This window comes from Pseudomonas sp. FW300-N2F2 (assembly GCF_017351655.1).
Taxonomy (GTDB): domain Bacteria; phylum Pseudomonadota; class Gammaproteobacteria; order Pseudomonadales; family Pseudomonadaceae; genus Aquipseudomonas; species Aquipseudomonas fluorescens_AA.
The window spans coordinates 472,652-497,262 of the sequence record NZ_JACNDQ010000001.1; the positions used below are offsets into that span (position 1 = coordinate 472,652).

Annotated in this window: 26 protein-coding genes; 12 read left to right on the forward strand and 14 right to left on the reverse strand. The window is 61.3% G+C overall.

What is annotated here, in order from left to right; all coding sequences use genetic code 11:
- The first annotated feature begins 91 nt into the window (after positions 1–91).
- From J4E63_RS02225 to cysN, 3 genes are all read left to right on the forward strand, one after another.
- Positions 92–850 (forward strand): Nif3-like dinuclear metal center hexameric protein, encoded by a 759-nt coding sequence (locus J4E63_RS02225; RefSeq protein WP_060740679.1) that lies wholly within the window; start codon positions 92–94, stop codon positions 848–850.
- Between the two features lie 237 nt (positions 851–1,087).
- Positions 1,088–2,005: a sulfate adenylyltransferase subunit CysD gene (gene cysD / locus J4E63_RS02230; RefSeq protein WP_003178041.1), complete on the forward strand. Its 918-nt coding sequence runs from the start codon at positions 1,088–1,090 to the stop codon at positions 2,003–2,005.
- A 9-nt stretch (positions 2,006–2,014) separates the two neighbouring features.
- Positions 2,015–3,913, forward strand: a complete 1,899-nt coding sequence (gene cysN / locus J4E63_RS02235) for a sulfate adenylyltransferase subunit CysN (RefSeq protein ID WP_060740680.1) — start codon at positions 2,015–2,017, stop codon at positions 3,911–3,913.
- A 166-nt stretch (positions 3,914–4,079) separates the two neighbouring features.
- Here the strand turns inward: cysN and J4E63_RS02240 are convergent, their stop codons facing one another.
- From J4E63_RS02240 to J4E63_RS02250, 3 genes are read right to left on the reverse strand one after another with little or no spacing between them, the layout of a single operon-like run.
- Positions 4,080–4,988: an acyltransferase gene (locus J4E63_RS02240; protein WP_207280949.1), complete on the reverse strand. Its 909-nt coding sequence runs from the start codon at positions 4,986–4,988 to the stop codon at positions 4,080–4,082.
- On the reverse strand, positions 4,989–7,088 hold the full coding sequence (gene pta / locus J4E63_RS02245) for a phosphate acetyltransferase (RefSeq protein WP_207280950.1): 2,100 nt from the start codon (positions 7,086–7,088) through the stop codon (positions 4,989–4,991).
- 60 nt (positions 7,089–7,148) lie between these two features.
- Positions 7,149–7,487, reverse strand: a complete 339-nt coding sequence (locus J4E63_RS02250; RefSeq protein WP_060740683.1) for a DUF3565 domain-containing protein — start codon at positions 7,485–7,487, stop codon at positions 7,149–7,151.
- Between J4E63_RS02250 and J4E63_RS02255 the strand changes: the two genes are divergently transcribed.
- The 3 genes from J4E63_RS02255 to J4E63_RS02265 all read left to right on the forward strand — a co-directional run bounded on the left by J4E63_RS02255 (position 7,456) and on the right by J4E63_RS02265 (position 9,905).
- Positions 7,456–7,941, forward strand: a complete 486-nt coding sequence (locus J4E63_RS02255) for a peptidylprolyl isomerase (protein ID WP_207280951.1) — start codon at positions 7,456–7,458, stop codon at positions 7,939–7,941. The two genes, J4E63_RS02250 and J4E63_RS02255, sit on opposite strands and share 32 nt — an antisense overlap.
- Before the next feature lie 114 nt (positions 7,942–8,055).
- Positions 8,056–8,538 carry a glutathione peroxidase gene (locus tag J4E63_RS02260; protein ID WP_072409398.1) on the forward strand — a complete coding sequence of 161 codons (483 nt, stop codon included), beginning with the start codon at positions 8,056–8,058 and terminating at the stop codon, positions 8,536–8,538.
- 263 nt (positions 8,539–8,801) lie between these two features.
- A complete protein-coding gene (locus J4E63_RS02265) occupies positions 8,802–9,905 on the forward strand; it encodes an NADH:flavin oxidoreductase (RefSeq protein WP_192262133.1) in 1,104 nt (367 codons plus the stop codon).
- Between the two features lie 137 nt (positions 9,906–10,042).
- Here the strand turns inward: J4E63_RS02265 and J4E63_RS02270 are convergent, their stop codons facing one another.
- Positions 10,043–11,242, reverse strand: a complete 1,200-nt coding sequence (locus J4E63_RS02270; protein WP_207280952.1) for a glycosyltransferase family 1 protein — start codon at positions 11,240–11,242, stop codon at positions 10,043–10,045.
- 39 nt (positions 11,243–11,281) lie between these two features.
- A complete protein-coding gene (gene cysZ / locus J4E63_RS02275; RefSeq protein WP_053125122.1) occupies positions 11,282–12,037 on the reverse strand; it encodes a sulfate transporter CysZ in 756 nt (251 codons plus the stop codon).
- A 310-nt stretch (positions 12,038–12,347) separates the two neighbouring features.
- Between cysZ and trxB the strand changes: the two genes are divergently transcribed.
- The gene (gene trxB / locus J4E63_RS02280; RefSeq protein WP_003205459.1) at positions 12,348–13,310 is read left to right on the forward strand and encodes a thioredoxin-disulfide reductase; all 963 of its coding nucleotides are present in this window, start codon (positions 12,348–12,350) and stop codon (positions 13,308–13,310) included.
- Between the two features lie 187 nt (positions 13,311–13,497).
- Here the strand turns inward: trxB and J4E63_RS02285 are convergent, their stop codons facing one another.
- The 7 genes from J4E63_RS02285 to J4E63_RS02315 form a co-directional block, all read right to left on the reverse strand.
- Positions 13,498–14,748 (reverse strand): aspartate aminotransferase family protein, encoded by a 1,251-nt coding sequence (locus tag J4E63_RS02285; RefSeq protein WP_207280953.1) that lies wholly within the window; start codon positions 14,746–14,748, stop codon positions 13,498–13,500.
- Between the two features lie 297 nt (positions 14,749–15,045).
- Positions 15,046–15,384, reverse strand: a complete 339-nt coding sequence (locus J4E63_RS02290) for a HopJ type III effector protein (RefSeq protein WP_207280954.1) — start codon at positions 15,382–15,384, stop codon at positions 15,046–15,048.
- Positions 15,377–15,673: a DUF1244 domain-containing protein gene (locus J4E63_RS02295; protein WP_003205454.1), complete on the reverse strand. Its 297-nt coding sequence runs from the start codon at positions 15,671–15,673 to the stop codon at positions 15,377–15,379. Before J4E63_RS02295 ends, J4E63_RS02290 begins: the two co-directional genes overlap by 8 nt.
- Before the next feature lie 99 nt (positions 15,674–15,772).
- Complete coding sequence (folX, locus tag J4E63_RS02300; RefSeq protein ID WP_014340149.1) at positions 15,773–16,153, reverse strand: dihydroneopterin triphosphate 2'-epimerase; 381 nt, start codon at positions 16,151–16,153, stop codon at positions 15,773–15,775.
- A complete protein-coding gene (gene folE / locus J4E63_RS02305; protein WP_060740690.1) occupies positions 16,154–16,714 on the reverse strand; it encodes a GTP cyclohydrolase I FolE in 561 nt (186 codons plus the stop codon).
- A 20-nt stretch (positions 16,715–16,734) separates the two neighbouring features.
- A complete protein-coding gene (folM, locus tag J4E63_RS02310; RefSeq protein WP_207280957.1) occupies positions 16,735–17,445 on the reverse strand; it encodes a dihydromonapterin reductase in 711 nt (236 codons plus the stop codon).
- 209 nt (positions 17,446–17,654) lie between these two features.
- Complete coding sequence (locus tag J4E63_RS02315) at positions 17,655–18,215, reverse strand: antibiotic biosynthesis monooxygenase (protein ID WP_207280959.1); 561 nt, start codon at positions 18,213–18,215, stop codon at positions 17,655–17,657.
- A gap of 219 nt (positions 18,216–18,434) precedes the next feature.
- On the opposite strand from J4E63_RS02315, the gene J4E63_RS02320 reads away from it, so the two are divergent.
- Positions 18,435–19,391: a MerR family transcriptional regulator gene (locus tag J4E63_RS02320; RefSeq protein ID WP_207280961.1), complete on the forward strand. Its 957-nt coding sequence runs from the start codon at positions 18,435–18,437 to the stop codon at positions 19,389–19,391.
- On the opposite strand, the gene J4E63_RS02325 is transcribed toward J4E63_RS02320, so the two are convergent.
- Together J4E63_RS02325 and J4E63_RS02330 are read right to left on the reverse strand one after the other, a co-directional pair.
- Complete coding sequence (locus J4E63_RS02325; protein WP_072409419.1) at positions 19,388–19,993, reverse strand: hypothetical protein; 606 nt, start codon at positions 19,991–19,993, stop codon at positions 19,388–19,390. The two genes, J4E63_RS02320 and J4E63_RS02325, sit on opposite strands and share 4 nt — an antisense overlap.
- A gap of 54 nt (positions 19,994–20,047) precedes the next feature.
- Positions 20,048–20,521 carry a PAS domain-containing protein gene (locus J4E63_RS02330; RefSeq protein ID WP_207280963.1) on the reverse strand — a complete coding sequence of 158 codons (474 nt, stop codon included), beginning with the start codon at positions 20,519–20,521 and terminating at the stop codon, positions 20,048–20,050.
- Between the two features lie 155 nt (positions 20,522–20,676).
- On the opposite strand from J4E63_RS02330, the gene J4E63_RS02335 reads away from it, so the two are divergent.
- From J4E63_RS02335 to J4E63_RS02350, 4 genes are all read left to right on the forward strand, one after another.
- A complete protein-coding gene (locus tag J4E63_RS02335) occupies positions 20,677–21,132 on the forward strand; it encodes a flavodoxin (RefSeq protein WP_072409423.1) in 456 nt (151 codons plus the stop codon).
- 141 nt (positions 21,133–21,273) lie between these two features.
- On the forward strand, positions 21,274–22,056 hold the full coding sequence (locus J4E63_RS02340; RefSeq protein WP_207280964.1) for a class II aldolase/adducin family protein: 783 nt from the start codon (positions 21,274–21,276) through the stop codon (positions 22,054–22,056).
- Positions 22,056–22,958, forward strand: coding sequence for an alpha/beta fold hydrolase (locus J4E63_RS02345; protein ID WP_207280965.1), 903 nt, complete (start codon positions 22,056–22,058; stop codon positions 22,956–22,958). Before J4E63_RS02340 ends, J4E63_RS02345 begins: the two co-directional genes overlap by 1 nt.
- Positions 22,959–23,245: 287 nt before the next feature.
- Positions 23,246–24,157: an SDR family oxidoreductase gene (locus tag J4E63_RS02350; protein ID WP_207280966.1), complete on the forward strand. Its 912-nt coding sequence runs from the start codon at positions 23,246–23,248 to the stop codon at positions 24,155–24,157.
- Positions 24,158–24,611: the final 454 nt, after the last annotated feature.

Sequence of the window (24,611 nt, forward strand, 5' to 3'; positions counted from 1 at the left end):
ACAAAGGTTGCAGGCGGTATGAGACCGCCCATAATGTCGCGCATTATACGAGGCCGCGCGCGCCTCTGAACGGGATATTTAGGAGTCTTTTATGGCCGTAGCCCTGAACACCCTGGTTGAAGAAGCGGACCGTTACCTGGCAAGCAGCCGGATTGCCGATTATTGCCCCAACGGCCTGCAGGTCGAAGGCGCGCCCCAGGTGATGCGCATCGTCAGCGGTGTCACCGCCAGCCAGGCGCTGCTCGATGCCGCCGTCGAGGCCGAGGCTGACCTGGTGCTGGTGCATCACGGTTATTTCTGGAAGGGCGAGAACCCTTGTATCACCGGCATGAAACAGCGTCGTCTCAAGACGTTGCTCAAGCATGACATCAGCCTGTTGGCCTATCACTTGCCCCTGGACCTGCACCCCGAGGTGGGCAATAACGTGCAGTTGGCCCGCCAGTTGGACATCACCGTCGAGGGCCCCCTGGACCCGGATAACCCCAAGGTTGTCGGTCTGGTCGGCTCCCTGTCCGAACCAATGACGGCGCGGGATTTCGCGCGCAAGGTTCAGGATGCCCTGGGGCGCGAGCCCCTGCTGATCGAAGGCGGGCAGATGATCCGCCGGGTCGGCTGGTGCACCGGTGGTGGCCAAGGTTATATCGATCAGGCGGTGCTGGCCGGGGTCGACCTGTACCTCAGCGGCGAGGCGTCGGAGCAGACATTCCACAGCGCGCGGGAAAACGGCATCAGCTTCATCGCCGCCGGGCATCATGCGACCGAACGCTACGGTGTCCAGGCGCTGGGCGACTACTTGGCGCGACGCTTTGCCCTGGAGCACATCTTCATCGATTGCCCGAATCCCATCTGACTCAACGCAGATCCCTTGTGGGAGCAAAGCTTGCTCGCGATGACGTCGGCACATGCAACGCCGCTATCGCGAGCAAGCTTTGCTCCCACAGCGTTCACTGCAGTGCCCGAACCACCAGGCATATCCATATGCTGTTTCGATCTAGTTGGCGCCCTGATTAGAAGAGGTCGCTGTGCTAGGATTCCCCGCTCGAACACGGCCCGCTGGCCGTTCATAAGAAAGTTTTCGTGAGTAGCCATGGTCGACAAACTGACGCATCTGAAACAGCTGGAGGCGGAAAGCATCCACATCATCCGCGAGGTGGCCGCCGAGTTCGATAACCCGGTGATGCTGTACTCCATCGGTAAAGACTCCGCCGTGATGCTGCACCTGGCACGCAAGGCGTTCTTCCCCGGCAAGCTGCCGTTTCCGGTGATGCACGTCGACACCCGCTGGAAATTCCAGGAAATGTACAAGTTCCGCGACCGCATGGTCGAGGAACTGGGCCTGGACCTGATCACCCATGTGAACCCGGACGGCGTGGCGCAGGGCATCAACCCGTTCACCCACGGCAGTGCCAAGCACACCGACATCATGAAGACCGAAGGCCTCAAGCAGGCCTTGGACAAGTATGGTTTCGACGCCGCGTTCGGCGGTGCCCGTCGCGATGAAGAGAAATCCCGCGCCAAGGAGCGCGTGTACTCGTTCCGTGACAGCAAGCACCGCTGGGACCCGAAGAACCAGCGTCCGGAACTGTGGAACGTCTACAACGGCAAGGTCAACAAAGGCGAGTCGATCCGCGTATTCCCGTTGTCGAACTGGACCGAGCTGGACATCTGGCAGTACATCTACCTCGAAGGTATCCCGATCGTGCCGCTGTACTTCGCCGCCGAGCGTGAGGTGATCGAGAAGAACGGCACGCTGATCATGATCGACGACGAGCGCATCCTCGAGCACCTGTCCGACGAAGACAAAGCCCGTATCGTCAAGAAGAAAGTGCGTTTCCGTACCCTTGGCTGCTACCCGTTGACGGGCGCGGTGGAGTCCGAGGCCGAAAGCCTGACGGATATCATCCAGGAAATGCTCCTGACGCGAACTTCCGAGCGCCAGGGCCGGGTCATCGACCACGATGGCGCAGGCTCGATGGAAGATAAAAAACGTCAAGGTTATTTCTAAGGGGCTGTCATGTCGCATCAATCTGATTTGATCAGCGAGGACATCCTCGCCTACCTGGGCCAGCACGAGCGTAAAGAGCTGCTGCGCTTTTTGACCTGCGGTAACGTCGACGACGGCAAGAGCACCCTGATCGGGCGCCTGCTGCACGACTCCAAGATGATCTACGAAGATCACCTGGAAGCCATCACCCGCGATTCGAAGAAAGTCGGCACCACCGGGGACGATATCGACCTGGCGTTGCTGGTCGACGGCCTGCAGGCCGAGCGCGAGCAGGGCATCACCATCGATGTCGCGTACCGCTATTTCTCCACTGCCAAGCGCAAGTTCATCATCGCCGATACCCCCGGCCATGAGCAGTACACCCGCAACATGGCCACTGGTGCCTCCACCTGTGACCTGGCGATCATCCTGGTGGATGCCCGCTACGGCGTGCAGACCCAGACCCGTCGCCACAGCTTCATCGCCTCGTTGCTGGGCATCAAGCACATCGTCGTGGCCATCAACAAGATGGACCTCAAGGACTTCGACCAGGGCGTGTTCGAGTCGATCAAGGCCGACTACCTGAAGTTCGCCGAAGGCTTGAAGATGAAGCCCACCAGCATGCACTTCGTGCCGATGTCCGCCCTCAAGGGCGACAACGTGGTGAACAAGTCCGAGCGTTCGCCGTGGTACACCGGCCAGTCGCTGATGGAAATCCTCGAGACCGTGGAAGTGGCGGGCGACCGCAACTTCACCGACCTGCGTTTCCCGGTGCAGTACGTCAACCGTCCGAACCTGAACTTCCGCGGTTTCGCCGGCACCCTCGCCAGCGGCATCGTGCACAAGGGCGACGAAGTGGTGGTGCTGCCGTCGGGCAAGAGCAGCCGCGTGAAATCCATCGTCACCTTCGAAGGCGAGCTGGAGCACGCCGGTCCAGGCCAGGCGGTCACGCTGACCATGGAAGACGAGATCGACATCTCCCGTGGCGACCTGTTGGTGCATGCCGACAACGTTCCGCCGGTCACCGACAGCTTCGAAGCGATGCTGGTGTGGATGGCCGAAGAGCCGATGCTGCCGGGCAAGAAATACGACATCAAGCGCGCCACCAGCTACGTGCCGGGCTCCATTGCCAGCATCGTCAACAAGGTGGATGTGAACACCCTTGAAGAGGGCCCGGCCAGCGCGCTGCAGCTCAACGAAATCGGCAAGGTGAAGATCGCCCTGGATGCGCCGATCGCCCTGGACGGTTACGAAAGCAACCGCACCACCGGCGCCTTCATCGTCATCGATCGCCTGACCAACGGCACGGTCGGTGCCGGTATGATCGTCGCCCAGCCGTTGACCCACGGCAGCAGCACGCACCACGGCAAACTGGCCCATGTGTCGGTGGAAGAACGCGCCCAGCGCTTCGGCCAGCAACCGGCCACGGTGTTGTTCAGTGGCCTGTCGGGCGCGGGTAAAAGCACCCTGGCCTATGCGGTCGAGCGCAAGTTGTTCGATTCGGGTCGTGCGGTCTTTGTCCTCGATGGCCAGAACCTGCGCCATGACCTGAACAAGGGCCTGCCCCAGGATCGTGCCGGGCGGACCGAGAACTGGCGCCGTGCGGCGCATGTCGCCCGTCAGTTCAACGAAGCCGGCCTGCTGACCCTCGCCGCGTTCGTCGCGCCGAGTGCCGAAGGGCGTGAGCAGGCCAAGGACCTGATCGGCCGTGAGCGTCTGCTGACGGTCTACGTCCAGGCCTCGCCAGCAGTGTGTGCCCAGCGTGATCCGCAAGGGCTGTATGCCGCCGCCGGCGACAACATCCCGGGCGAGTCCTTCCCGTATGACGTGCCGCTGGATGCCGACCTGGTCATCGACACCCAGGCGCTGACACTGGAAGAGAGCGTCAAGCAGGTGCTGGATCTGCTGCGCAAGCGTGGGGCGATCTAAGGAACGCCGCTGTCAGTAAAAAGCCCGCAGATGAGTGATCGTCTGCGGGCTTTTTGTTGTCTGGAAGGACGCTATCGCGAGCAAGCTCGGCTCCCACAGGGATTGATGCGAACCCAACAATCCCTGTGGGAGCGAGCTTGCTCGCGATGAGGCCAGTACAGACACCTCAGGATTTACCGGGATACTCGCGGTGCATCTGCGCAAGCAACGCATCCTTGTCCTGCCACAGCTGGTTGATCCAGCCCTGGAACTCCAGGCGATACACGCCGTCCTGGTCGTAGTTCTTGCCGATGAACTGCGGCGGGATCTTCAGTTCCTGGAAGTGCACCACCACTTCCCCAACGTTGCCGCAGAGAAAATCCCAATACCCCGGACGTCCGCCCGGGTAATGGATGGTCACGTTGATGATCGATTCCAGTTGTTCACCCATGGCATCGAGCACAAACGCGATGCCGCCAGCCTTGGGCTTGAGCAGGTAGCGAAACGGTGACTGTTGCTGGGCATGCTTGCCGTCGGTGAAACGCGTGCCTTCGACGAAGTTGAAAATGCCCACGGGGTTGTTGCGAAACTTCGCGCAAGTCTTGCGAGTGGTTTCCAGGTCCTTGCCTTTCTTTTCCGGGTGTTTTTCCAGGTACGCCTTGGAGTAGCGCTTCATGAACGGGAAGCCCAGGGCCCACCAGGCCAGGCCGATCACCGGCACCCAGATCAGTTCCTGCTTGAGAAAGAACTTCAACGGCCGGATGCGCCGGTTCAGTACGTACTGCAACACCATGATGTCGACCCAGCTCTGGTGGTTGCTGGTGATCAGGTAAGAATGCTGGTAGTCCAGGCCCTCCAGGCCACTGAGGTGCCAGCGGGTACGGCGCAGCAGGTTCATCCAGGCCTTGTTGTTGCTGATCCAGGCCTCGTGGATGTGGCCCATCAGCCAGTCGGTGAAGCGCTGGGCGGTGGGGAAGGGCAGCAACAGCTTGAAAATCGCCACGATGAACAGCGGTGTGCAGCAGGCGATGGTGTTCAGCGCCAACAGCAGCGAGGCAATGACGCCGCGCAAAGGGGGAGGCAGGAAGTCCAGCATTTAAATATCCAAAGGTCGGTTGGCGGCTTGGATCGCGGTCAGGGCGATGGTGTACACGATGTCGTCGACCTGGGCGCCGCGGGGCAAGTCATTCACCGGTTTGCGCAAGCCTTGCAGCATGGGCCCGAGGCTGACGCAATCGGCGCTGCGCTGCACGGCCTTGTGGGTGGTGTTGCCGGTGTTGAGGTCGGGGAAGATGAAGACCGTCGCCCGGCCGGCCACCTGGCTGTTGGGCGCCAATTGCCGCGCCACGGTTTCATTGGCGGCGGCGTCGTATTGCAGTGGACCGTCGATCAGCAGGCCATGCTGGGCTTCGTGGGCCAACAGGGTGGCTTCACGGACTTTTTCCACTTCTTCACCACTGGCCGACTCGCCGCTGGAATAGCTGAGCATCGCCACCCGCGGTGTGATGCCGAACGCGGCGGCCGAGTCGGCGCTTTGCAGGGCGATTTCCGCCAGTTCCGCGGCGCTGGGGTGCGGGTTCATCACGCAATCGCCGTAGACCAGCACTTCTTCGGGAAAGAGCATGAAAAACACCGAGGACACCAGGGAGCAACCCGGCGCGGTCTTGATCAGTTGCAACGCCGGGCGGATGGTGTTGGCGGTAGAGTGGATGACCCCGGATACCAGCCCGTCGACCTCATCCAGTGCGAGCATCATGGTGCCGATGACCACGGTGTCTTCCAGTTGCTGCTCGGCCATCGGCGCGTTCAGGCTTTTGCTCTTGCGCAACCTCACCATCGGTTCGACATAACGCTCGCGAATCGAATCCGGGTCGAGAATCTCCAGCCCCGGTGGCAGCTCGATGCCTTGGGCGCGGGCCACCGCTTCGACGTCGGCCGGTTTGGCCAGCAACACGCAGCGGGCAATGCCCCGGGCCTGGCAAATGGCGGCGGCCTGGACGGTCAGCGGTTCGCTGCCTTCGGGCAGCACGATGCGTTTGTTGGCGGCTTGGGCGCGCTGGATCAACTGATAGCGGAACACCGCCGGCGACAAGCGCATTTCCCGCGGTGTGCCACAGCGCTGGTGCAGCCATTTGGCGTCCAGGTGGCTGGCGACGAAATCGGTGATGATCTCCGCACGTTCGCGGTCATCGATGGGGATTTCCTTGTTCAGGCCGTTGAGCAGGTTGGCGGTGTCATAGGAGCCGGTGCTCACCGACAGCACCGGTAACCCTGCCTGCAAGGCGCCGCGGCACAGGTCCATGATGCGAGGGTCGGGCAGGGTGTCGCTGGTCAGCAGCAGGCCGGCCAGTGGCACGCCGTTGATCGCGGCCAGACTCACGGCGAGGATGATGTCGTCGCGATCGCCGGGGGTCACCACCAGCACGCCGGGCTTGAGCAGTTCCACCGTGTTGCGCATGGTGCGGGCGCAAATGATGATGTTGCTCATGCGCCGGGTTTCGTAGTCGCCGGCATTGAGCACTTGGGCGCCCATCAGGTCGGCCACGTCGCGGGTGCGCGGGGCGTTGAGTTCGGGGCGAAACGGGATGCAACCGAGCAGGCGGAAATCGCCGCTGCGCAGCAAGGGCGAGTGCTCCTTGAGCCGTGCGGAAAACGCCTCCATGCTTTCCTCGGTGCGGACCTTGTTCAGGATCACCCCGAGGACTTTCGGGTCCTTCGGCCCGCCGAACAGCTGCGCCTGCAACTCCACCCGCCCGGAAAGCTCGGTCAGTACTTCGTTCTCCGGTGCCGACACCAGGATGACCTCGGCGTCGAGGCTCTTGGCCAGGTGCAGGTTGACCCGGGCGGCGTAGCTGGCGTTGCGGGTCGGGACCATGCCTTCGACGACCAGCACGTCCTTGCCGATGGCCGCTTGCTGGTAAAGGGTGATGATTTCTTCCAGCAGCTCATCGAGCTGGCCGTCGCCGAGCATGCGCTCGACGTGCGCCAGGCCCAGGGGCTGCGGAGGCTTGAGGCCATGGGTGCGGGCCACCAGCTCGGTGGAGCGTTCCGGCCCGGTGTCGCCGGGATGCGGCTGGGCAATGGGTTTGAAAAAGCCGACTTTCAGCCCGGCCCGTTCGAGGGTACGCACCAGCCCGAGGCTGATGGAGGTCAGGCCCACGCCAAAATCGGTGGGTGCGATAAAAAAAGTTTGCATGCGGATTCTCTAAAGGAGCATGGCAATGGCGCGGCCTATGACTGGCCGTCTACCTACAATTCAGTCGCCAAGGTTATCGCTAACCGGGCCTTGAGCGCACCAGCCGCAAGCAAAGGGCTGGCCTATTTTTTCAATACGTTGCACAGGGTCCAGCACCCAGGCCCGGGATTGCCAGGGGGGCTGGTGGCGCAGGTGCTGGGTATGGCCGCAGGACAGCTCGGCCACCCAGTGCCCGTCCTCATCCTGGTGCAAACCGGTGACCGTCGGTCTGTTCGAGCAGGCCCGTTTGTCCGGGTTCCGTTCGCTTTCGGGCAAATCCTTGTTTAGACTTGTCCGTTCTTCATTCTTATGCAAAAGGTCTCGCCCCATGCTGATCGCCGCCAATAAGGCTGTCTCCATCGACTATACCCTGACCAACGACGCTGGTGAGGTCATCGACAGCTCTGCCGGCGGCGCTCCGCTGGTCTACCTGCATGGCGCAGGCAACATCATCCCGGGCTTGGAAAAAGCCCTGGAAGGTAAAGTGGTCGGTGACGACCTGAACGTTACCGTCGAGCCGGAAGACGCTTACGGTGAATACTCCGCCGAACTGGTCAGCACCCTGAGCCGCAGCATGTTCGAAGGCGTGGATGAGCTGGAAGTGGGCATGCAGTTCCACGCCTCGGCGCCCGATGGCCAGATGCAGATCGTCACCATCCGCGACCTGGAAGGCGATGACGTCACCGTTGACGGCAACCACCCGTTGGCTGGCCAGCGCTTGAACTTCAAGGTCAAGATCGTCGACATCCGTGATGCCAGCCAGGAAGAGATCGCCCATGGTCACGTCCATGGCGAAGGTGGCCATCACCATTGATTTGTGCGCTACGCTCAGGTTGACTGGAGAGGCGCCCTATGGCGCCTTTTTAGTCGCTTGCTGTTAGCATCACCCATGGATGTTTCGAAAAGATCCGCAAACCTGGAGTTCGTCATGAGTGCTTTCCACGACCTTAAACTCAAAGCCCTGGATGGTCAGGAGCTTGCTCTGGCGCCGTTCAAGGGGCAAGTCGTGCTGGTGGTCAACGTCGCCTCCAAATGTGGCCTGACGCCTCAGTACGCGGCGCTGGAAAATCTTTATCAGCAATACAAGGACAAGGGGTTCAGCGTGCTGGGCCTGCCCTGCAATCAGTTCGCCGGGCAAGAGCCGGGGACCGAGCAGGAAATCCAGGAATTCTGCAGCCTCAACTACGGCGTGACGTTTCCGCTGTCCAGCAAGCTGGACGTGAACGGTCATGATCGTCACCAGTTGTATCGCCTGCTGGCGGGCGAGGGGGCCGAGTTTCCCGGGGACATTACCTGGAACTTCGAAAAATTCCTGCTCGGCAAGGACGGTCGGGTGCTGGCGCGCTTCTCGCCGCGTACGGCGCCGGATGATCCCACGGTGATCCAGGCGATCGAAAAAGCACTGGGCTGATTCCCAAGGGCATTGCAGCCATGATGATGTCCTCTGTGGCGAGGGAGCTTGCTCCCGCTGGGCTGCGTAGCAGCCCTTTTCTTTGCGGTTGCTGCGCAACCGAGCGGGAGCAAGCTCCCTCGCCACGGGGGTTCTGGTTGAGCCCCCCTCAGCGCTTCCTTCTGATCCTTAATCATTCAAATCAATAGTGCTACCCAGCGCTTCCCATGCTCCATATTATCGTCGTCATATCCGACCTGTGACTTCGTCCCGTGGAGTGCCCCATGCCTGCAAAAGCCCTGTTCAAACCCTTCCACCTCGGCGCGTTCGAGTTGCCAACCCGGGTGGTGATGGCGCCGATGACCCGTTCCTTTTCGCCGGGTGGCGTGCCGAACGCCAAGGTGGTCGAGTACTACCGTCGCCGCGCGGCGGCCGGGGTCGGCCTGATCATCACCGAGGGCACGACGGTCGGGCACAAGGCCTCCAACGGTTATCCGAATGTGCCGCATTTCTACGGCGACGCCGCGCTGGCCGGTTGGAAGCAGGTGGTCGATGCGGTGCATGCCGAAGGCGGCAAGATCGTTCCACAGTTGTGGCACGTGGGCAGTGTGCGACGCATCGGCACCGAGCCGGACGCCAGCGTGCCCGGCTATGGTCCGAGCGAAAAACTCAAGGACGGCCAGGTGGTGGTCCACGGCATGACCCAGGCCGATATCGACGAGGTTATCGCTGCGTTTGCCCAGGCGGCGAAAGACGCCCAGAGCATCGGCATGGACGGGGTGGAAATCCACGGCGCCCACGGCTACCTGGTGGACCAGTTCTTCTGGGAAGGCAGCAACCAGCGCACTGACGGTTATGGCGGCAGCCTGGCCAACCGCTCGCGCTTCGCGATCGAATTGATCCGTGCCGTGCGGGCGGCGGTGGGCGAGGGTTTCCCGATCATTTTCCGCTTCTCCCAATGGAAGCAGCAGGATTACACCGCGCGCCTGGTGCAGACCCCCGAAGCCTTGGACGAATTTCTCAAGCCGTTGTCCGAGGCGGGCGTGGACATTTTCCACTGCTCGACACGGCGCTTCTGGGAGCCGGAGTTCGAAGGCTCCGAACTGAACCTGGCCGGCTGGACCCGCAAGCTCACCGGCAAGCCCACCATCACCGTCGGCAGCGTCGGCCTGGATGGCGAGTTCCTGCAGTTCATGGTCAACACCGACAAAGTCGCGCAACCGGCCAGCCTGGAAAAGCTGCTGGAGCGCTTGAACAACGATGAGTTCGACCTGGTGGCGGTGGGGCGTGCGCTGTTGGTGGATCCGGACTGGGCGCAAAAAGTCCGTGAAGGGCGGGAGCAGGAGATCTTGCCGTTCAGTCGCGAGGCGTTGATGACGCTGGTTTAAGCGGCGCCTGATCTGACGCTATCGCGAGCAAGCTCGCTCCCACATTTGATCTTCAGCGAACATGATTCTGGTGTTCGACAAAGATCCCCTGTGGGAGCGAGCTTGCTCGCGATGGCGATCTCAATATCGCCGAAGACTCAGCGCACAGTCGGCGCAACAGGCATCACCTGCTCACCCACGCAAACCCCTCGCAGCTGCGCTTCAAATTGCTCGATCACCGCCGCCCAACCCTGGCGACTGGCATGCTGGCGCGCATTGAGCCGCACGCAACGCAAGGTCTCGCGCTCCTCCAGCAGCCAACGGGCGGCATCGCAGAACGCCTCTTCATCCCCCGGCATCGCCAGCACGCCGTTATAGCCGTGGCGAATGTGTTGCGCAGCCGCGGCCTGATCGTAGGCCACCACACCCAGCCCGGACGCCAGCGCCTCCAACACCACGTTGCCGAAGGTTTCGGTCAGGCTCGGAAAGACAAACACATCCCCGGACGCATAGTGGCTGGCCAGCGCCTCACCGCGTTGCGAGCCGCAAAAGATCGCCTCGGGCAATTCCTGTTCCAGCTCGGATCGCTGCGGGCCGTCGCCGACTATCACCAGCTTCATCCGTCGCCCCGTAAAAGCGCTGCACAGCGTGTCGAAACTGCGCTTGAGCAGCCCCAGGTTTTTTTCCGGTGCCAGGCGTCCGACATGGAGCACGGCGATATCGTCGTCGCCCAGGCCCCACGCTTCGCGCAGGCTCGACGAGCGCTTGACCGGATGGAACAGTTGGCTGTCCACGCCGCGGGACAACAACGCCACGCGCTCGAAATGCCGTCGTTCCAATTCCAGGCGCTGGCTGAGACTGGGCACCAGGGTCAGGCTGGAGCGGTTGTGAAACCAGCGCAGGTAATGGGTGAGCACGCGACTCAACAGCCCGAGGCCGTACTGTTGAGTGTATTGCTGGAAATTGGTGTGGAAACCACTGACCACCGAGATGCCCAGGCGCCGTGCCGCCCGCAGCGCCGACAAACCCAGCGGCCCTTCGGTGGCGATGTAGAGCACGTCCGGACGATGACGTTTCCAGCGCCTGAGCAGCTTGTGCATCGACGCCTGGCCCCACTGCAAACCCGGATAGCCCGGTAGCGGCCAGCCCCGGCACAGCAGCAACTGCTCGTCACTGGCTTGGCGTAAGTCGTCGGCCTGGCGAGGCCGTATCAACTCGACCTGATGCCCGCGGGCGCGCAAGCCGTCGTACAGGCGGCCCAAGGTATTGGCCACGCCATTGATTTCCGGCGGGAAGGTTTCGGTGATCAGGGTAATGTGCAGGGGTGTGGTCATGACCCCAGTGTCGACCGGGGCCATTTCGTCATTGTGACGCCAGGATGATGGATTTGTGACGGCTCAGCCCTGACGGGCCAGGGCGGTCTCGGCGCCTTGCTCGCGCACCCAGAACAAGGTCGCGCCGGCCACTGCCGCTGGCATCATCAGGATGTTCACCACCGGGATCAGCAGCACCAGGTACACGCTGCCGCCAAAGCCCAGGCTCTGCCAGCGTTTTTCCCGCAGCCAGGCGAGCATTTCGTTCCAGCCCAGCTTGTGGTTGTCCGCCGGGTAGTCGATGTACTGGATCGCCATCATCCACACGCCGAACAGTAGCCACAGCGGTGCCGCCACCAGATTGACCACGGGGATGAACGACAGCACGAACAACCCCAGGGCGCGGGGTAGGAAATAGCCGAGTTTGCGTGCTTCCCGACCGAGGGTCCGGGGGATCATGGCAATCAACTCGGCCCAGCTGAAGGCCGGGAAGTCGTCGGTGCCACGGATGACCACTTCGACTTTTTCCGCGAGAAAACCGTTGAACGGCGCGGCGATGATGTTGGCGAGCATGGTGAAGGTAAAGAACACCATCAGCACGACGAGCACCACGAACAGTGGCCAGAGCACATAGCTGAGGAAGCTCAGCCACTCTGGCAGCGACGGCATCAGCGTATCGACCCACAGGCTGAATTGATGGCCGGCCAGGTAGATCAATCCGACGAACAGCACCAGGTTGATCGCCAGGGGCAAGAGTACGAACAGGCGCAGGCCCGGGCTCAGGACCAGCTTGAGGCCTTCTCGCAAATATTGCGGGCCGGACAGGACGGGGGCGGGCATAGGTGACTCCGAGCGAAGGTGAACGCGCCGACCTTACCGGCTTTACCCAGCGCGGGAAAGCGGCGACATGGCGCGTAACAACCTTTATGGCAGCGAATGCGCCTATTGAAGGGGCCGCTGCGGATAGAGCTCACCTATGAGCTGGATTGTTAAACCGTATTTCCTTAATCTTCGCTCCCTCGATACGCTGCACCCATTCTTTTCCAGGACTGTCGAACCCAAGCCTTCCCCAAGTGCGTCAACGGTCCTTTTTTATTCACGCCCTCACCCGGCGTTCCGGCCCGCAAGGTCCGGTCAACAGGAGCAGGTCATGTCTGAAGTGCGTCATTCGCGAGTGATTATCCTTGGTTCCGGCCCTGCCGGTTACAGCGCTGCGGTTTATGCGGCCCGTGCCAACCTCAAGCCGCTGCTGATCACCGGCATGCAGGCTGGCGGTCAATTGACCACCACCACCGAAGTCGACAACTGGCCGGGCGACGTCCACGGCCTGACCGGCCCGGCCTTGATGGAGCGCATGAAGGAACACGCCGAGCGCTTCGAGACCGAGATCGTTTTCGACCACATCAATGCCGTGGACTTCGCCGCCAAGCCGTACACCCTGACCGGCGACAGCGCGACCTATACCTGCGATGCCCTGATCATCGCCACCGGCGCCAGCGCTCGTTACCTGGGCCTGCCGTCGGAAGAAGCCTTCATGGGCAAAGGTGTGTCGGCTTGCGCCACCTGCGACGGTTTCTTCTACCGCAACAAGCCAGTGGCTGTGGTCGGTGGCGGCAACACCGCGGTCGAGGAGGCGCTGTACCTGGCCAACATCGCCAGCACGGTCACCCTGATCCACCGTCGCGAAACCTTCCGCGCCGAGAAGATCCTGATCGACAAGCTCAACGCCCGCGTCGCCGAAGGCAAGATCATCCTCAAGCTCAACGCGACCCTGGACGAAGTGCTGGGCGACAACATGGGCGTGACCGGTGCCCGCCTGAAGAACAACGACGGCAGCTTTGACGAGATCAAGGTCGACGGTGTCTTCATCGCCATCGGCCACACGCCGAACACCTCGCTGTTCGAAGGCCAGCTGGAGCTCAAGGACGGCTACCTGGTGGTCAAGGGCGGCCGCGACGGCAACGCCACCGCCACCAGCGTCGAAGGGATCTTCGCGGCCGGCGACGTGGCCGACCACGTCTACCGCCAGGCGATCACCTCGGCCGGTGCCGGTTGCATGGCAGCCCTGGACACCGAGCGTTACCTGGATGGCCTGCAGAACGCTTCGTTCTGATCCATCGGGAATAAAAAAACCGGCTTCGGCCGGTTTTTTTATGCCCGAATACCTGGCGATGAACCCTTGTGGGAGCGAGCTTGCTCGCGATGGCGGTGTATCAGTCAACATCGATGTCGGCAGACTTGACGCTATCGCGAGCAAGCTCGCTCCCACAGGTTTTTTGTGTGCTCAGAAGCACTGCATTTCAGGCCAGCTTCGCCAGGCATGCCTCCAGAATATCCAACCCCTCTTCCAGCACTGTCGGCTCGGTCGTCAACGGCGCCAGCAGCCGCACGATGTGTCGCGACTTGCCACTGGGCATCAGCAGCAGGCCCGATTCCCGTGCCAGGGCCAGCAGTTGCGTCAATTGTGCCGAAGCCGGGGTGCCGTCGGCGTGGCTCAGCTCGATGCCGCGCATGGCGCCGATGCCGGTCAGGCGGCCCAGGTAAGGGCTTAGCCCGCGGCTGCGCCAGGATTCGTAGCGGCTGACGATCGCCTCTTCCTGTTGCACGCCCCAGGCGTGCAGGTTGGCGTCGGTCATTTCGTCCAGGGTCGCCAGTGCGGCGGCGCAGGCGATGGGGTTACCCGAGTAGGTGCCGCCCAGGCCACCCTTGGGCAGGTTGTCCAGCAGCGCCTTGCGTCCCACCACGGCCCCCAGGGGCACGCCGCCGGCAATGCTTTTGCCCAGCAGGATCAGGTCTGGTTCGATGCCCAATCGGGAGAAGGCAAAGCGCTGGCCGGTGCGGCCGAAGCCGGACTGGATCTCATCGATGATCAGCACAATGCCCTTGTCATCACAGAACTGCCGCAGGGCCTGGGCGAAGGGCACGTCCATCGCCAGGAAGCCGGCTTCGCCCTGCACCGGTTCGACAATGAAACAGGCCACGTCATTCACATCGATCTCGACGCTGAACAGCCGCTCCATGGCCTTCAAGGCTTCTGCGCAGGTGACGCCGTTGTCCTGGCTGGGGTACGGCAGGTGATACACCGGCCCGGGCAGGACACCGACTTTCTGTTTGTAAGGCGCGACCTTGCCGTTGAGGTTGAGGGTCGCCAGGGTGCGGCCGTGAAAGGCACCGTCAAACGCGATCACGGCGGTACGGCCCGTGGCGCCCCGCACGATCTTCAAGGCGTTCTCCGTCGCCTCGGCGCCGCTGTTGGTGAGCATGCCGCTGACCGGGTAATCCACCGGAACAAACGCCGCCAGGCGTTCCATCAATTCAATATAGGGAGCGTGAGGGGCGGCGTTGAATGCGTAGTGCGTCAGCCGCGTAGCCTGTTCGCGGATCGCCTCGACAATGCGCGGATGACAATGGCCGAGGTTCAACACACCAATGCCCCCGACAAAGTCGATGTAGCGTTTGCCGTCGGTGTCCCAGACCTCGGCATTCCTGCCGTGGCTGAGGCTGACGGGATGCACGATGGAGATCGATTGGCTGATGGTTTCGCTGCTCATGGATGACGGCCCGGACGAAGGAGAAATTTCCGTTATCTAAGCCGCGAGCAGAGGGGCCCGGCAAACGAAATAAAGTTGCCGGGTCAATCTTAAAAGTCGGGATGTGGTGAGGCGCCGCTTACTTGGAATGAGCTTGTGGCGAGGGAGCTTGCTCCCGCTGGGGCGCGAAGCGGCCCCGAAACCTGGCGACCCGGTGTGCCAGGCAAATTGAGTCTGACTGCTTGGGTCTGCTGCGCAGCCCAGCGGGAGCAAGCTCCCTCGCCACAAAAGCGGATCTCACCACACAGGCAGGATCGATCAGCGCCGTTGCAGCGGCTGCTCGTCGAACTTCACACCTGCCAGCCCATGCACCATCAGCGCACGGATATTGCCGTGATCACTGCCTTCGGGCGTGGCCAGTACCGAACGGTAATGTTCACCGAATGCCAGCAGTGCTTCTTCATCGCTCAAGCCTTCGAGCAGTGCCAGGCCCAAGGTCTTGCACGAGCCTTCGTTCTGCCCGGCGGCGTTTTGCACGCCACCGTTGTTGAAGGCTTGGGGTTGGTAGTCGTAGCCGGCGGCGATAAAGGCCAGGGTGTCGGCGAAGGCATGTTCGCCGCTCTTGAGGCAGGTACGCAGGGTATTGAGGTCAGGCATCGGGTTTTCCTTTGGCGAACGCCGCCTGTTGTTCGGCGCTGGCTTCTTTCTGGTATTGGGCTTTCCATTCGGCGTACGGCATGCCGTAGACCACTTCGCGGGCGTCGTCGAGGCTGACCTCGACCTGGCGCTCATCGGCGGCGGCCTTGTACCACTTGGACAGGCAGTTGCGGCAGAAACCGGCGAGGTTCATCAGGTCGATGTTCTGCACATCCTTGCGGCTGTCCAGGTGGGCAACCAGCCGACGGAAAGCGGCGGCTTCGAGTTCGAGGCGTTGTTGGTCGTTCATGGAGGTCTCTGCGAGGCAGCTTCAAGGGGCAAGCTTCAAGCTGCAAGAGTGGATTTGCGGTGGTCAGGCTTGAAGCTTACAGCTTGAGGCTTGCAGCTGCTACGAAGCAGCCCGACTTGCTGCGAGCGTAATCGACACTGATTCGGCGAATCGCAAGGCATGGGGCTTGTCGACTTCGACTTCGGCGTACAGCACCGACTCGTTGGCCATGACCAGGTCGAGCAATTCCTGGGTCAGGCGTTCGAGCAGGGCGAAGCGGTTGCCTTCCACGTGGGCGATGATCGCCTTGGTGATGGTGCGGTAGTTCAGCGCGTGGTCGATGTCGTTGTCGCGCACCGCCTCCTGGGCGGCATAGAGGATGGTCAGGTTGATCAACACATCCTGCTTGTTGAGGATTTCATCCTCGTTGATGCCGATGAAGGTGCGCAGGCGCAGGTCCTTGACCTTGATGCGTGCCATGGCTGGCTGAAGTTGTGGCATTTACTTGCTCCGTCGAATCAATTGCAGGAACTCCTGGCGCGTGGTGCTGGAATCGCGAAAGGCGCCGAGCATCACCGAGGTGTTCATGGTCGAGTTCTGTTTTTCGACACCGCGCATCATCATGCACATGTGCTGGGCCTCGATCACCACCGCCACGCCAGCGGCCTGGGTGACCTGCTGCACGGCGTCGGCGATTTGCCGGGTCAGGTTCTCCTGGATCTGCAGGCGGCGGGCGAACATGTCGACCAACCGGGCGACCTTCGACAGCCCCAGGACCTTGCCGGTAGGAATATAAGCCACATGGGCCTTGCCGATGAAGGGCAACAGGTGATGTTCGCACAGGGAATAGAGTTCGATGTCGGCGACGATCACCATTTCATCGTTGTCAGAGGCGAACAGCGCGCCGTTGACGATCTGCTCGACGCTTTGTTCATAGCCGTGGCAAAGGTACTGCATGGCCTTGGCGGCACGCACTGGGGTGTCGAGCAAACCTTCGCGCTCGGGGTTTTCCCCCAGGCCGATGAGAATCTCGCGGTAGTTCTGGGGCAGGGATAGCGTCATGGTGCATCCTCGAAACAAGGCTATTTGACGTGCCGCCCGCCGTTGACGGTCAGGGTCGTGCCGGTGACATAAGAGTTGTCCAGCAGATAACGCAGGCTCTGGTAGATCACTTCGCTGCCGGGTTCTATACCCAGTGCGGATTTGGCCAGGGCCTTGGCGCGGTAAGCCGCGTCGTCTTCGGGGTTGAACAGTAGCAGGGCCGGGGCGATGCCGTTGACCTTGATCGCCGGGGCGAACTTGGCCGCGAACGACAGGGTCAGGCTTTCCAGGCCGGCCTTGGTGGCGCAATAGGCGATATGTCGGGCGCTGCCCTTGCGGGTCACGTCATCGCTGATGTGCACGATATCCGCCGGCGTTGAACGCAGCAGCAAATCGGCGCAATGCAGGTTGATCAGGTAAGGCGCAAGCATGTGCACGCCGAACATGGCGTTGAAGGCCGCCGCTTCGCTGCCCGGGCCTTCGGCCAGCCAGGCCGAGGCGTTATGCACGATGGCCCGCAGCCGGTCGGTGTGTTGCTTGAGTTGTTCGATAAAGGCCAGGATCCCCGTTTCGCTGGAGAAGTCGGCGAACAGCACCACCGCCCCCAGGTCCCGCAACGTTTGCACGCCGGGGCGTTCGGTGCGATAGGTCGCGATCACCGGGTGCCCGTCCTCCAGCAAGCGCCGGGCGCAATGCAGGCCGACGCGCTGGGCTGCACCAGTGATCAGGATCGGAGCGGTGGTGCTGGACATGGGACGGCTCGGTTCACGGCAAGAGCAAAACTATAACAGCGACGCGGGGCGCATCCTATGTACAAAGGTCAATCCGGTCGCGACCAGTTGCCCACTGTGGGAGCGAACTTGCTCGCGATGACGGCCTGACCTTCAGTATCCTCAGTGACTGTCACACCGCTATCGCGAGCAAACTCGCTCCCACAGGATGACTGTCGAGACCGGTGGCATCAATGATTGCGCGTAGCCGGCAACGCCCGTTGCGGCGCGCCGTTGAGCCAGTTCGCCAGCAGATGGGTCGACATCGGGATAAACAGGTAGACCATCAACGGTGTCAGGATGGCGGTGCTGATGAGCACGCGGCTCAACAGGCCCAGTTCGCCCAGCAGCGGTCCCAGCAGGAAATTGAACAACAGCGACACGGGAAAGAACGCCAGCCAGATGGCCACGGCCTGTTTCCAACGTGGCGGACGCTGGCCGACCGAGCCGAACCAGCCATCGATGCCACGCACCCGATGTTCGGAGGGATGGGCAAACAGATCGCTGCCGCGTCCCAGCCAGGCCGTGCGCGAGGCGGAGTGTTCCCAGGCGTGCAGTGTCTGTTCGTCGGCAAAACGGAAAATGATCTGGAATTCATCGTCCTGGGGCGGTGGCGCGAGCACGCCGGACCCCAGGTAACCAGGGAAATCGGTGGCCAATTGTTCGCCTTCGCGCAACCAGGCAATCAGATCCTGATAGCGTCCATTGGCGACGCGGCGGGCCACCATCAAAGTGACGGGGGAGGTCGACATTATGTATCTCCGTAAGACAGGCGCAACGCTCCGGATAGGAGGTTTGCGGGAGACGCCCCCGGGGTGGTGGGATGCGTCTGGTCGCCAAAAAACAGGCAAGGATTATTCCCGATGGCGGGTAAAACAACAAAACCGCACACCTGAATACGTTGTCCTTGTCATGACGTGGCTTGGAGGAGAATATAGGATCCAATTTTTCAGCCGGAATTGTCCGCTAAAATGAGCGAAATCACAGAGGATAGCTTTATTTTCCAGGCATCAGCCTTGAAAAGGGAAGACCTGTTCCCCATTCGCGAAGTCGCGCGCATGACCGGCGTGAACCCCGTGACCCTACGGGCATGGGAGCGGCGCTACGGTTTGATTCAGCCTACTCGCACCGAAAGCGGGCATCGCCTGTACTCGTTGAGCGATATCGAAAAGGTGCGCAGCATCCTGGCGTGGATCGAGCGCGGCGTAGCCGTCAGTAAAGTGGGCAAGATCCTGGCCAAGACCGAGGCAGTGCAACCGGTCTCCACGCTGCTTTCATCCGACCTGGTCAAGGCGGATCACGCCCGGTGGCAGCAACAGGTGGCGGATGCGGTTGGCAACTTTGACGATGTGGAGCTGGATCGCGTCTACGGGCAGGTCTTTTCCACCTACACCGTGCCGGTCGTATTCCAGGACATCCTGATGCCGCTTTGGCGACAAATGCTATATCGCCAGCCAGAGTTCGGGCAAATCAGTGAATGGGTGTTTTTCGACGGGTTCCTGCGTTCGCGCATCATCCAGCGGCTTTTGTTCAAGCGCGAAGGTCAGTCGCCGCGGGTCCTGGTCTGTGCCCTGGCCGGCCAGTGCCGTGAGCTGGAATTGCTGGTCACGGCACTGTTCCTGTCCAGCGCGGACGTGGGCGTCAGGGCGCTGTCGATCGGCCTGCCCTTCAACGAACTGACCTTGGTGTGCCAGAAGATCCAGCCGCTGGCCTTGGTGCTGGTTTCCAATCATGCGCCGGTCCCTGACTTGTCCAAGCGCCTGGGCAAATTGGCGATGAGCCTGGATTGTCCGTTGATGCTGGCCGGTGAAGCATCCGACCTGGCGCAGGAAAGCCTGACTGGCTCGTCGATCGGTTGCCTGGGTAACGAAGGAACAGTGATGCGCCAGCGCCTGCGTCAATTTCTGGCAGGCAACCTCGACACCTAGAGATGCATGGAGGGATGGGTCAGGCGATGTTGCTGCAGGATGTACTGGCGCAGGCGCTCGGTCTCGTCCTGGTCATTCTGGTTCAGGTGATAGGCCAGCAAACCTCGATCGGTTTCCCGTTCGAAGCCGCCACGCAACGAAATTCTTTCGTAGCCTGAGGGGCTGAACCACAAGGCAAACTGCTTCGGTGGCTTGGTCCGGCTGCGGTTTTCCAGCAATACACCCTTGCAGGACACTTCGTGGACCCAGAGCGGTCCCGGCTGGCCCTTGATATTTTCCAGCGCCACCGGCTCGTCGAGCGTCAGGCGCCACGGGCGTATCTTCGGTCCGTCTTCGTAGATGCTCGGCACACCCAGGCGCAGGTGCATCGCATGGAATTCGTCTTCCACCAGGTGCAATGGAAACGTCATTTGCTGGTTTTCGAAATTGGCTTGCAGGGTGACCTGCTCATTCGCCGCCAGGCGCGTCAACAAATCACGGATCTGCGACCCACCGTTGACCAGCAAGCTCGACGTGACATCCCGCTCGTTCAACTGCGGGTTATGTTGCATCGTCCGGATGAAATCCAGTTCATCCTGCGTCAGGAGGGCATCGCGCTGCATGGTCGGCTCGAAATGATAATTTACGTTTTCACTGGTGATTGTAGTGACTGACCATTAATTCGTGGTTTTGTTTGCACCGTTCGTCGCTTCAAGCCGGGCAATCGTTTCCCGGGCTTCGGCCAGCTCCTTTTCCAGCTGGGCGACGCGTTGTTGAGCCTTGACCTGGGTCGTGACGTCTTTTTGCACACCGACAAAATAGGTATACCCGTCAGCCTGGTTTTTTACCGTGGACAATGACAGCTCATTCCAGAACGGCGTGCCGTCCTTGCGGTAGTTGCGCAGCACCTCTCGGCAGGCACCGCCCTCTCGCAAGGCCTTGCGAATCGACTCCAGGGACGGTTGGTCCCGATCACCCGACTGCAGGAACCGGCAATCCTGGTAAAGGATTTCGTCGCGGTGATAGCCGGTCAAGCGTTCGAAAGCCGGGTTTACGTAGATCAGGATATTGTCTTCGCCTTCTTTTTCGGCGATGACAATCCCGTCGTTGGAAGCATTGATGACCAATTGCATCAATTGAGCGTTGATCATTGGAAAGAGCCCTTTTGAACATCCGTGTTGAATCAGCATTCTAGAAGAAATCGAAAGGCTGTCTACTGGCCATTACTGCCGTTGAGAGCCATTCGCAGCCTTGTGGGTGCAACTGTTACTATCCCGGCTCTTTTTTCAGGATCAGGATCAGATTGATGAAAGTCGCCATTCTTTCCGGCTCAGTGTATGGCACCGCCGAAGAAGTCGCCCGGCACGCCGCCAAACTGCTTCGCGACGCGGGCTTCGACGCCTGGCACGACCCTCGTGCGACCCTGGCGGATGTCCAGGCATTCGCGCCAGAAGCCTTGCTGGCGGTGACTTCTACGACCGGCATGGGCGAGCTGCCAGACAGTCTGATGCCGTTGTATTCGACCATCCGCGATCAATTGCCAGGTTTTTTTCGCGGCTTGCCTGGCGCAGTGATTGGCCTGGGCGACGCCAGCTACGGGGATACCTTTTGCGCCGGCGGCGAGCAGATGTGCGAACTGTTCGCCGAACTGGGCGTTCGCGAACTGCTGCCGATGCTGCGTCTGGATGCCAGCGAAAGCGTCACACCGGAAACTGACGCCGAGCCGTGGCTGGCTGAGTTGATCGACACGTTGCGGCCTTGAAGCGGATGCGCTGACTCGTTTGGCCAGTAAGCTGGCTGCCAATGCAACTACCGCCTCTGAAAGACCTGACTAGACTGAGTTTTCTTGCGTACGACGTTTTGATGACAAGACTCCTATAACAAGAAATCAGAGGTCAGAGCCGTGAGCGTAGCGCCCGTCCAAACGACACTCAGTATCAAGGAACAGGTCAGTGCGGCCGAATGGCAAACCCGGGTGGACCTTGCCGCCTGTTATCGGCTTGTCGCGCTGCATGGCTGGGATGACCTGATCTTCACCCATATTTCCGCGAAGGTCCCCGGCACCGAGGATTTTTTGATCAACCCGTTCGGGTTGATGTTCCATGAAGTCACCGCCTCGAGCCTGGTCAAGGTTGACCAGGCCGGTAACAAGTTGATGGACAGCCCCTACGAGATCAATCCGGCCGGCTACACCATCCACAGCGCGGTGCATGAGGTGCGCCATGATGTGGCTTGTGTGTTGCACACCCACACCGCCGCCGGTGTCGCGGTGTCGGCGCAGAAGCAAGGCGTGTTGCCGATCAGCCAGCAAGCACTGTTCGTGCTGTCGAGCCTGGCCTATCACGCTTACGAAGGGGTGGCCTTGAATCACGAAGAAAAGGCGCGCCTGCAGGCTGACCTTGGCGAAAGCAATTTCCTGATGCTGCACAACCATGGCTTGCTGACATGCGGCGGCACCATCGCCGATACCTTCCTGATGATGTTCACCTTTCAACGAGCCTGTGACATCCAGGTCCTGGCCCAGAACGGCGGGGCCGAATTGATTGTCATCGAGCCGCAGATTCTGGCCGGCGCCCGGGCGATGATCGCCGGGGTGACCAAAAGCGCCCAAGGCATGGGCGGCGCATTGGCCTGGCCGGCGTTGCTGCGCAAGCTCGATCAACAAGACACCGGGTATAGAAGCTGATGCCCCTGGCCCAGATCCCCCTGCGTATCTGGCGCCAGCGCAGCCAGACTTTCCTGTTCCGTGGCCACGCCATCCGTTATTGGGTGGCGGGCCAGGGCGAGCCGCTGTTGTTGATCCATGGTTTTCCCACCGCCAGTTGGGATTGGCATTACCTGTGGCAACCCTTGGCGCAACGCTACCGGGTGATCGCGTGCGACATGCTCGGTTTCGGCGATTCCGCCAAACCGATGGATCACGTCTACAGCCTGCTGGAGCAGGCCGATCTGCAGCAGGCCTTGCTGGCGCACCTGAATGTGAAGGGTGTGGTGCATGTGCTGGCCCACGATTACGGTGACAGCGTGGCCCAGGAACTGCTCGCTCGGCATTACGAAGCACGCATCCACCTTGACAGTTGTGTCTTTCTCAATGGCGGCCTGTTCCCTGAAACCCACCGCCCGGTATGGGCCCAGAAACTCTTGTTGAGCCCCCTGGGCTGGCTGTTGGGGCGGATGTTCTCCCGGGAAAGCCTGGCCAGCAGCTTTCGGCAGATCTTCGGCCCCAGGAGCGGCCCTACCGAAAGCGAGCTGGATGACTTCTGGAGCCTGGTGGAGGCTCATCACGGTCCGCGAATCATGCACAAACTCATCGGCTACATTCCCGAACGTCGTGTGCAGCGTGATCGCTGGGTGCTGGCGATGCAGCGCGGCGAAGTGCCGTTGCGGGTGATCGACGGCGCGGTCGATCCGATTTCCGGTGAACACATGGTGGCGCGCTACGAGGCCCTGATCCCAAACCCGGACACGGTGTTGCTGCCCGACATCGGTCATTACCCGCACACCGAGGCACCGGTGCAGGTGCTCAAGCATTACCTGGCGTTTCGCGAAACCGTCGCCGCGCCGCACAGACAAATGGCCTGTACCTGACGACATCTCTTCTGACTGAAAGACCGCTATCGCGAGCAAGCTCGCTCCCACAGTGGGTCGATTGTAAATACGGAATTTGTGAACAACAAAATCCCTTGTGGGAGCGAGCTTGCTCGCGATAGCGGTCCCCCGGCCAGCAGGAAAATCGAATGCGCTGCCGTCGCTTGGGCCTGCATCATCCCCCCGCCTTATCGGCCACCATTCACTGGCAATCGTGTTGATTGTGACCGGCCGACAGGTGCCGGACACTCGTGGTCATTGTCCTATCCGCCTGCTGGAGTTCTGCCATGAGTGAGTCTGTGCGCTTCGAAGATAAAGTCGTGATCGTCACGGGAGCCGGCGGTGGCCTGGGGCGCGCCCATGCGTTGCTGTTCGCCAGACAAGGCGCGAAAGTGCTGGTCAACGATCTTGGCGGCTCGGCGCAAGGGGAAGGGGCCAATGCCTCGGCAGCGGATCGGGTGGTCGCCGAAATCCGCGAGGCAGGCGGCATCGCCGAGGCCAACCACGACTCGGTCACCGATGGCGACAAGCTGGTACAAAACGCGCTCGATGCGTTCGGTCGCGTCGACGTGGTGGTCAACAATGCCGGGATCCTGCGGGACAAGACGTTCCATAAAATGGAAGACGCCGATTGGGACCTGGTCTACCGCGTCCACGTCGAGGGTGCCTACAAGGTGACCCGGGCCGCATGGCCGCACCTGCGTGAGCAAAACTACGGGCGGGTGATCTTCACCGCGTCCACCTCGGGCATCTACGGCAACTTCGGCCAATCCAACTACGGCATGGCCAAGCTCGGCCTTTATGGCCTGACCCGCACCCTGGCCATCGAAGGCCGCAAGAACAACATCCTGGTCAATGCCATCGCCCCCACTGGCGGCACCCGCATGACCGAAGGCCTGATCCCGCCGCAGGTGTTCGAACAACTCAAGCCCGAACTCGTCAGCCCGCTGGTGGTGTACCTGGCCAGTGAGACCTGCCAGGAAACCTCAGGCTTGTTCGAAGTGGGCGGCGGCTGGATGGGCAAGGTGCGCTGGGAGCGCAGCCTGGGTGCGGGCTTCGACCCGCGCAAAGGCTTTTCGCCCGAAGACGTCGCCGCCCATTGGCAGCAGATCTGCGACTTCGAGGATGCGGTACACCCGAACGACAACCTGGAAGCCTTGAAAGAAATGATGGCGAATCTGCAACGCCACGCTATCTAAACCTCACCGCCCGTGCCGCTTGCCGCCAGGCGCGGCAAGCGTGCTCATGGACAATACTCTGTTCACCCGGGCCGCCAGGTTCGCGGTGGTCTCGATAGGGCACAGACCTATCCCACACGGCTCAACCTCCAGGCAAAGCGCGCGGCGGGGATTTCCTACAGCAACGTAGGAAACAAGAAGTTCTAACTCGAAAATACCCGCACATAAAAAAGGCCGCTGCTAAAAGCAGCGGCCTAAGCGTGACGTTGCAAAGGAGCTACAAACCAACGTCGATGAACACGGGATGATGGACCGATGCGCCAATCCATCCGAATGACGGTGCGCCAGGCGGGAAGGATGCCGTGGCGACTTGCGCTTGCAGGCCCGTTGCCCTGCAAGCCCGACCAGCATAGGGATCGAGGCCGACGGGAAACAGCCCGGATCCGGACATGCACCGTTGCAGGGCGCGTAACAG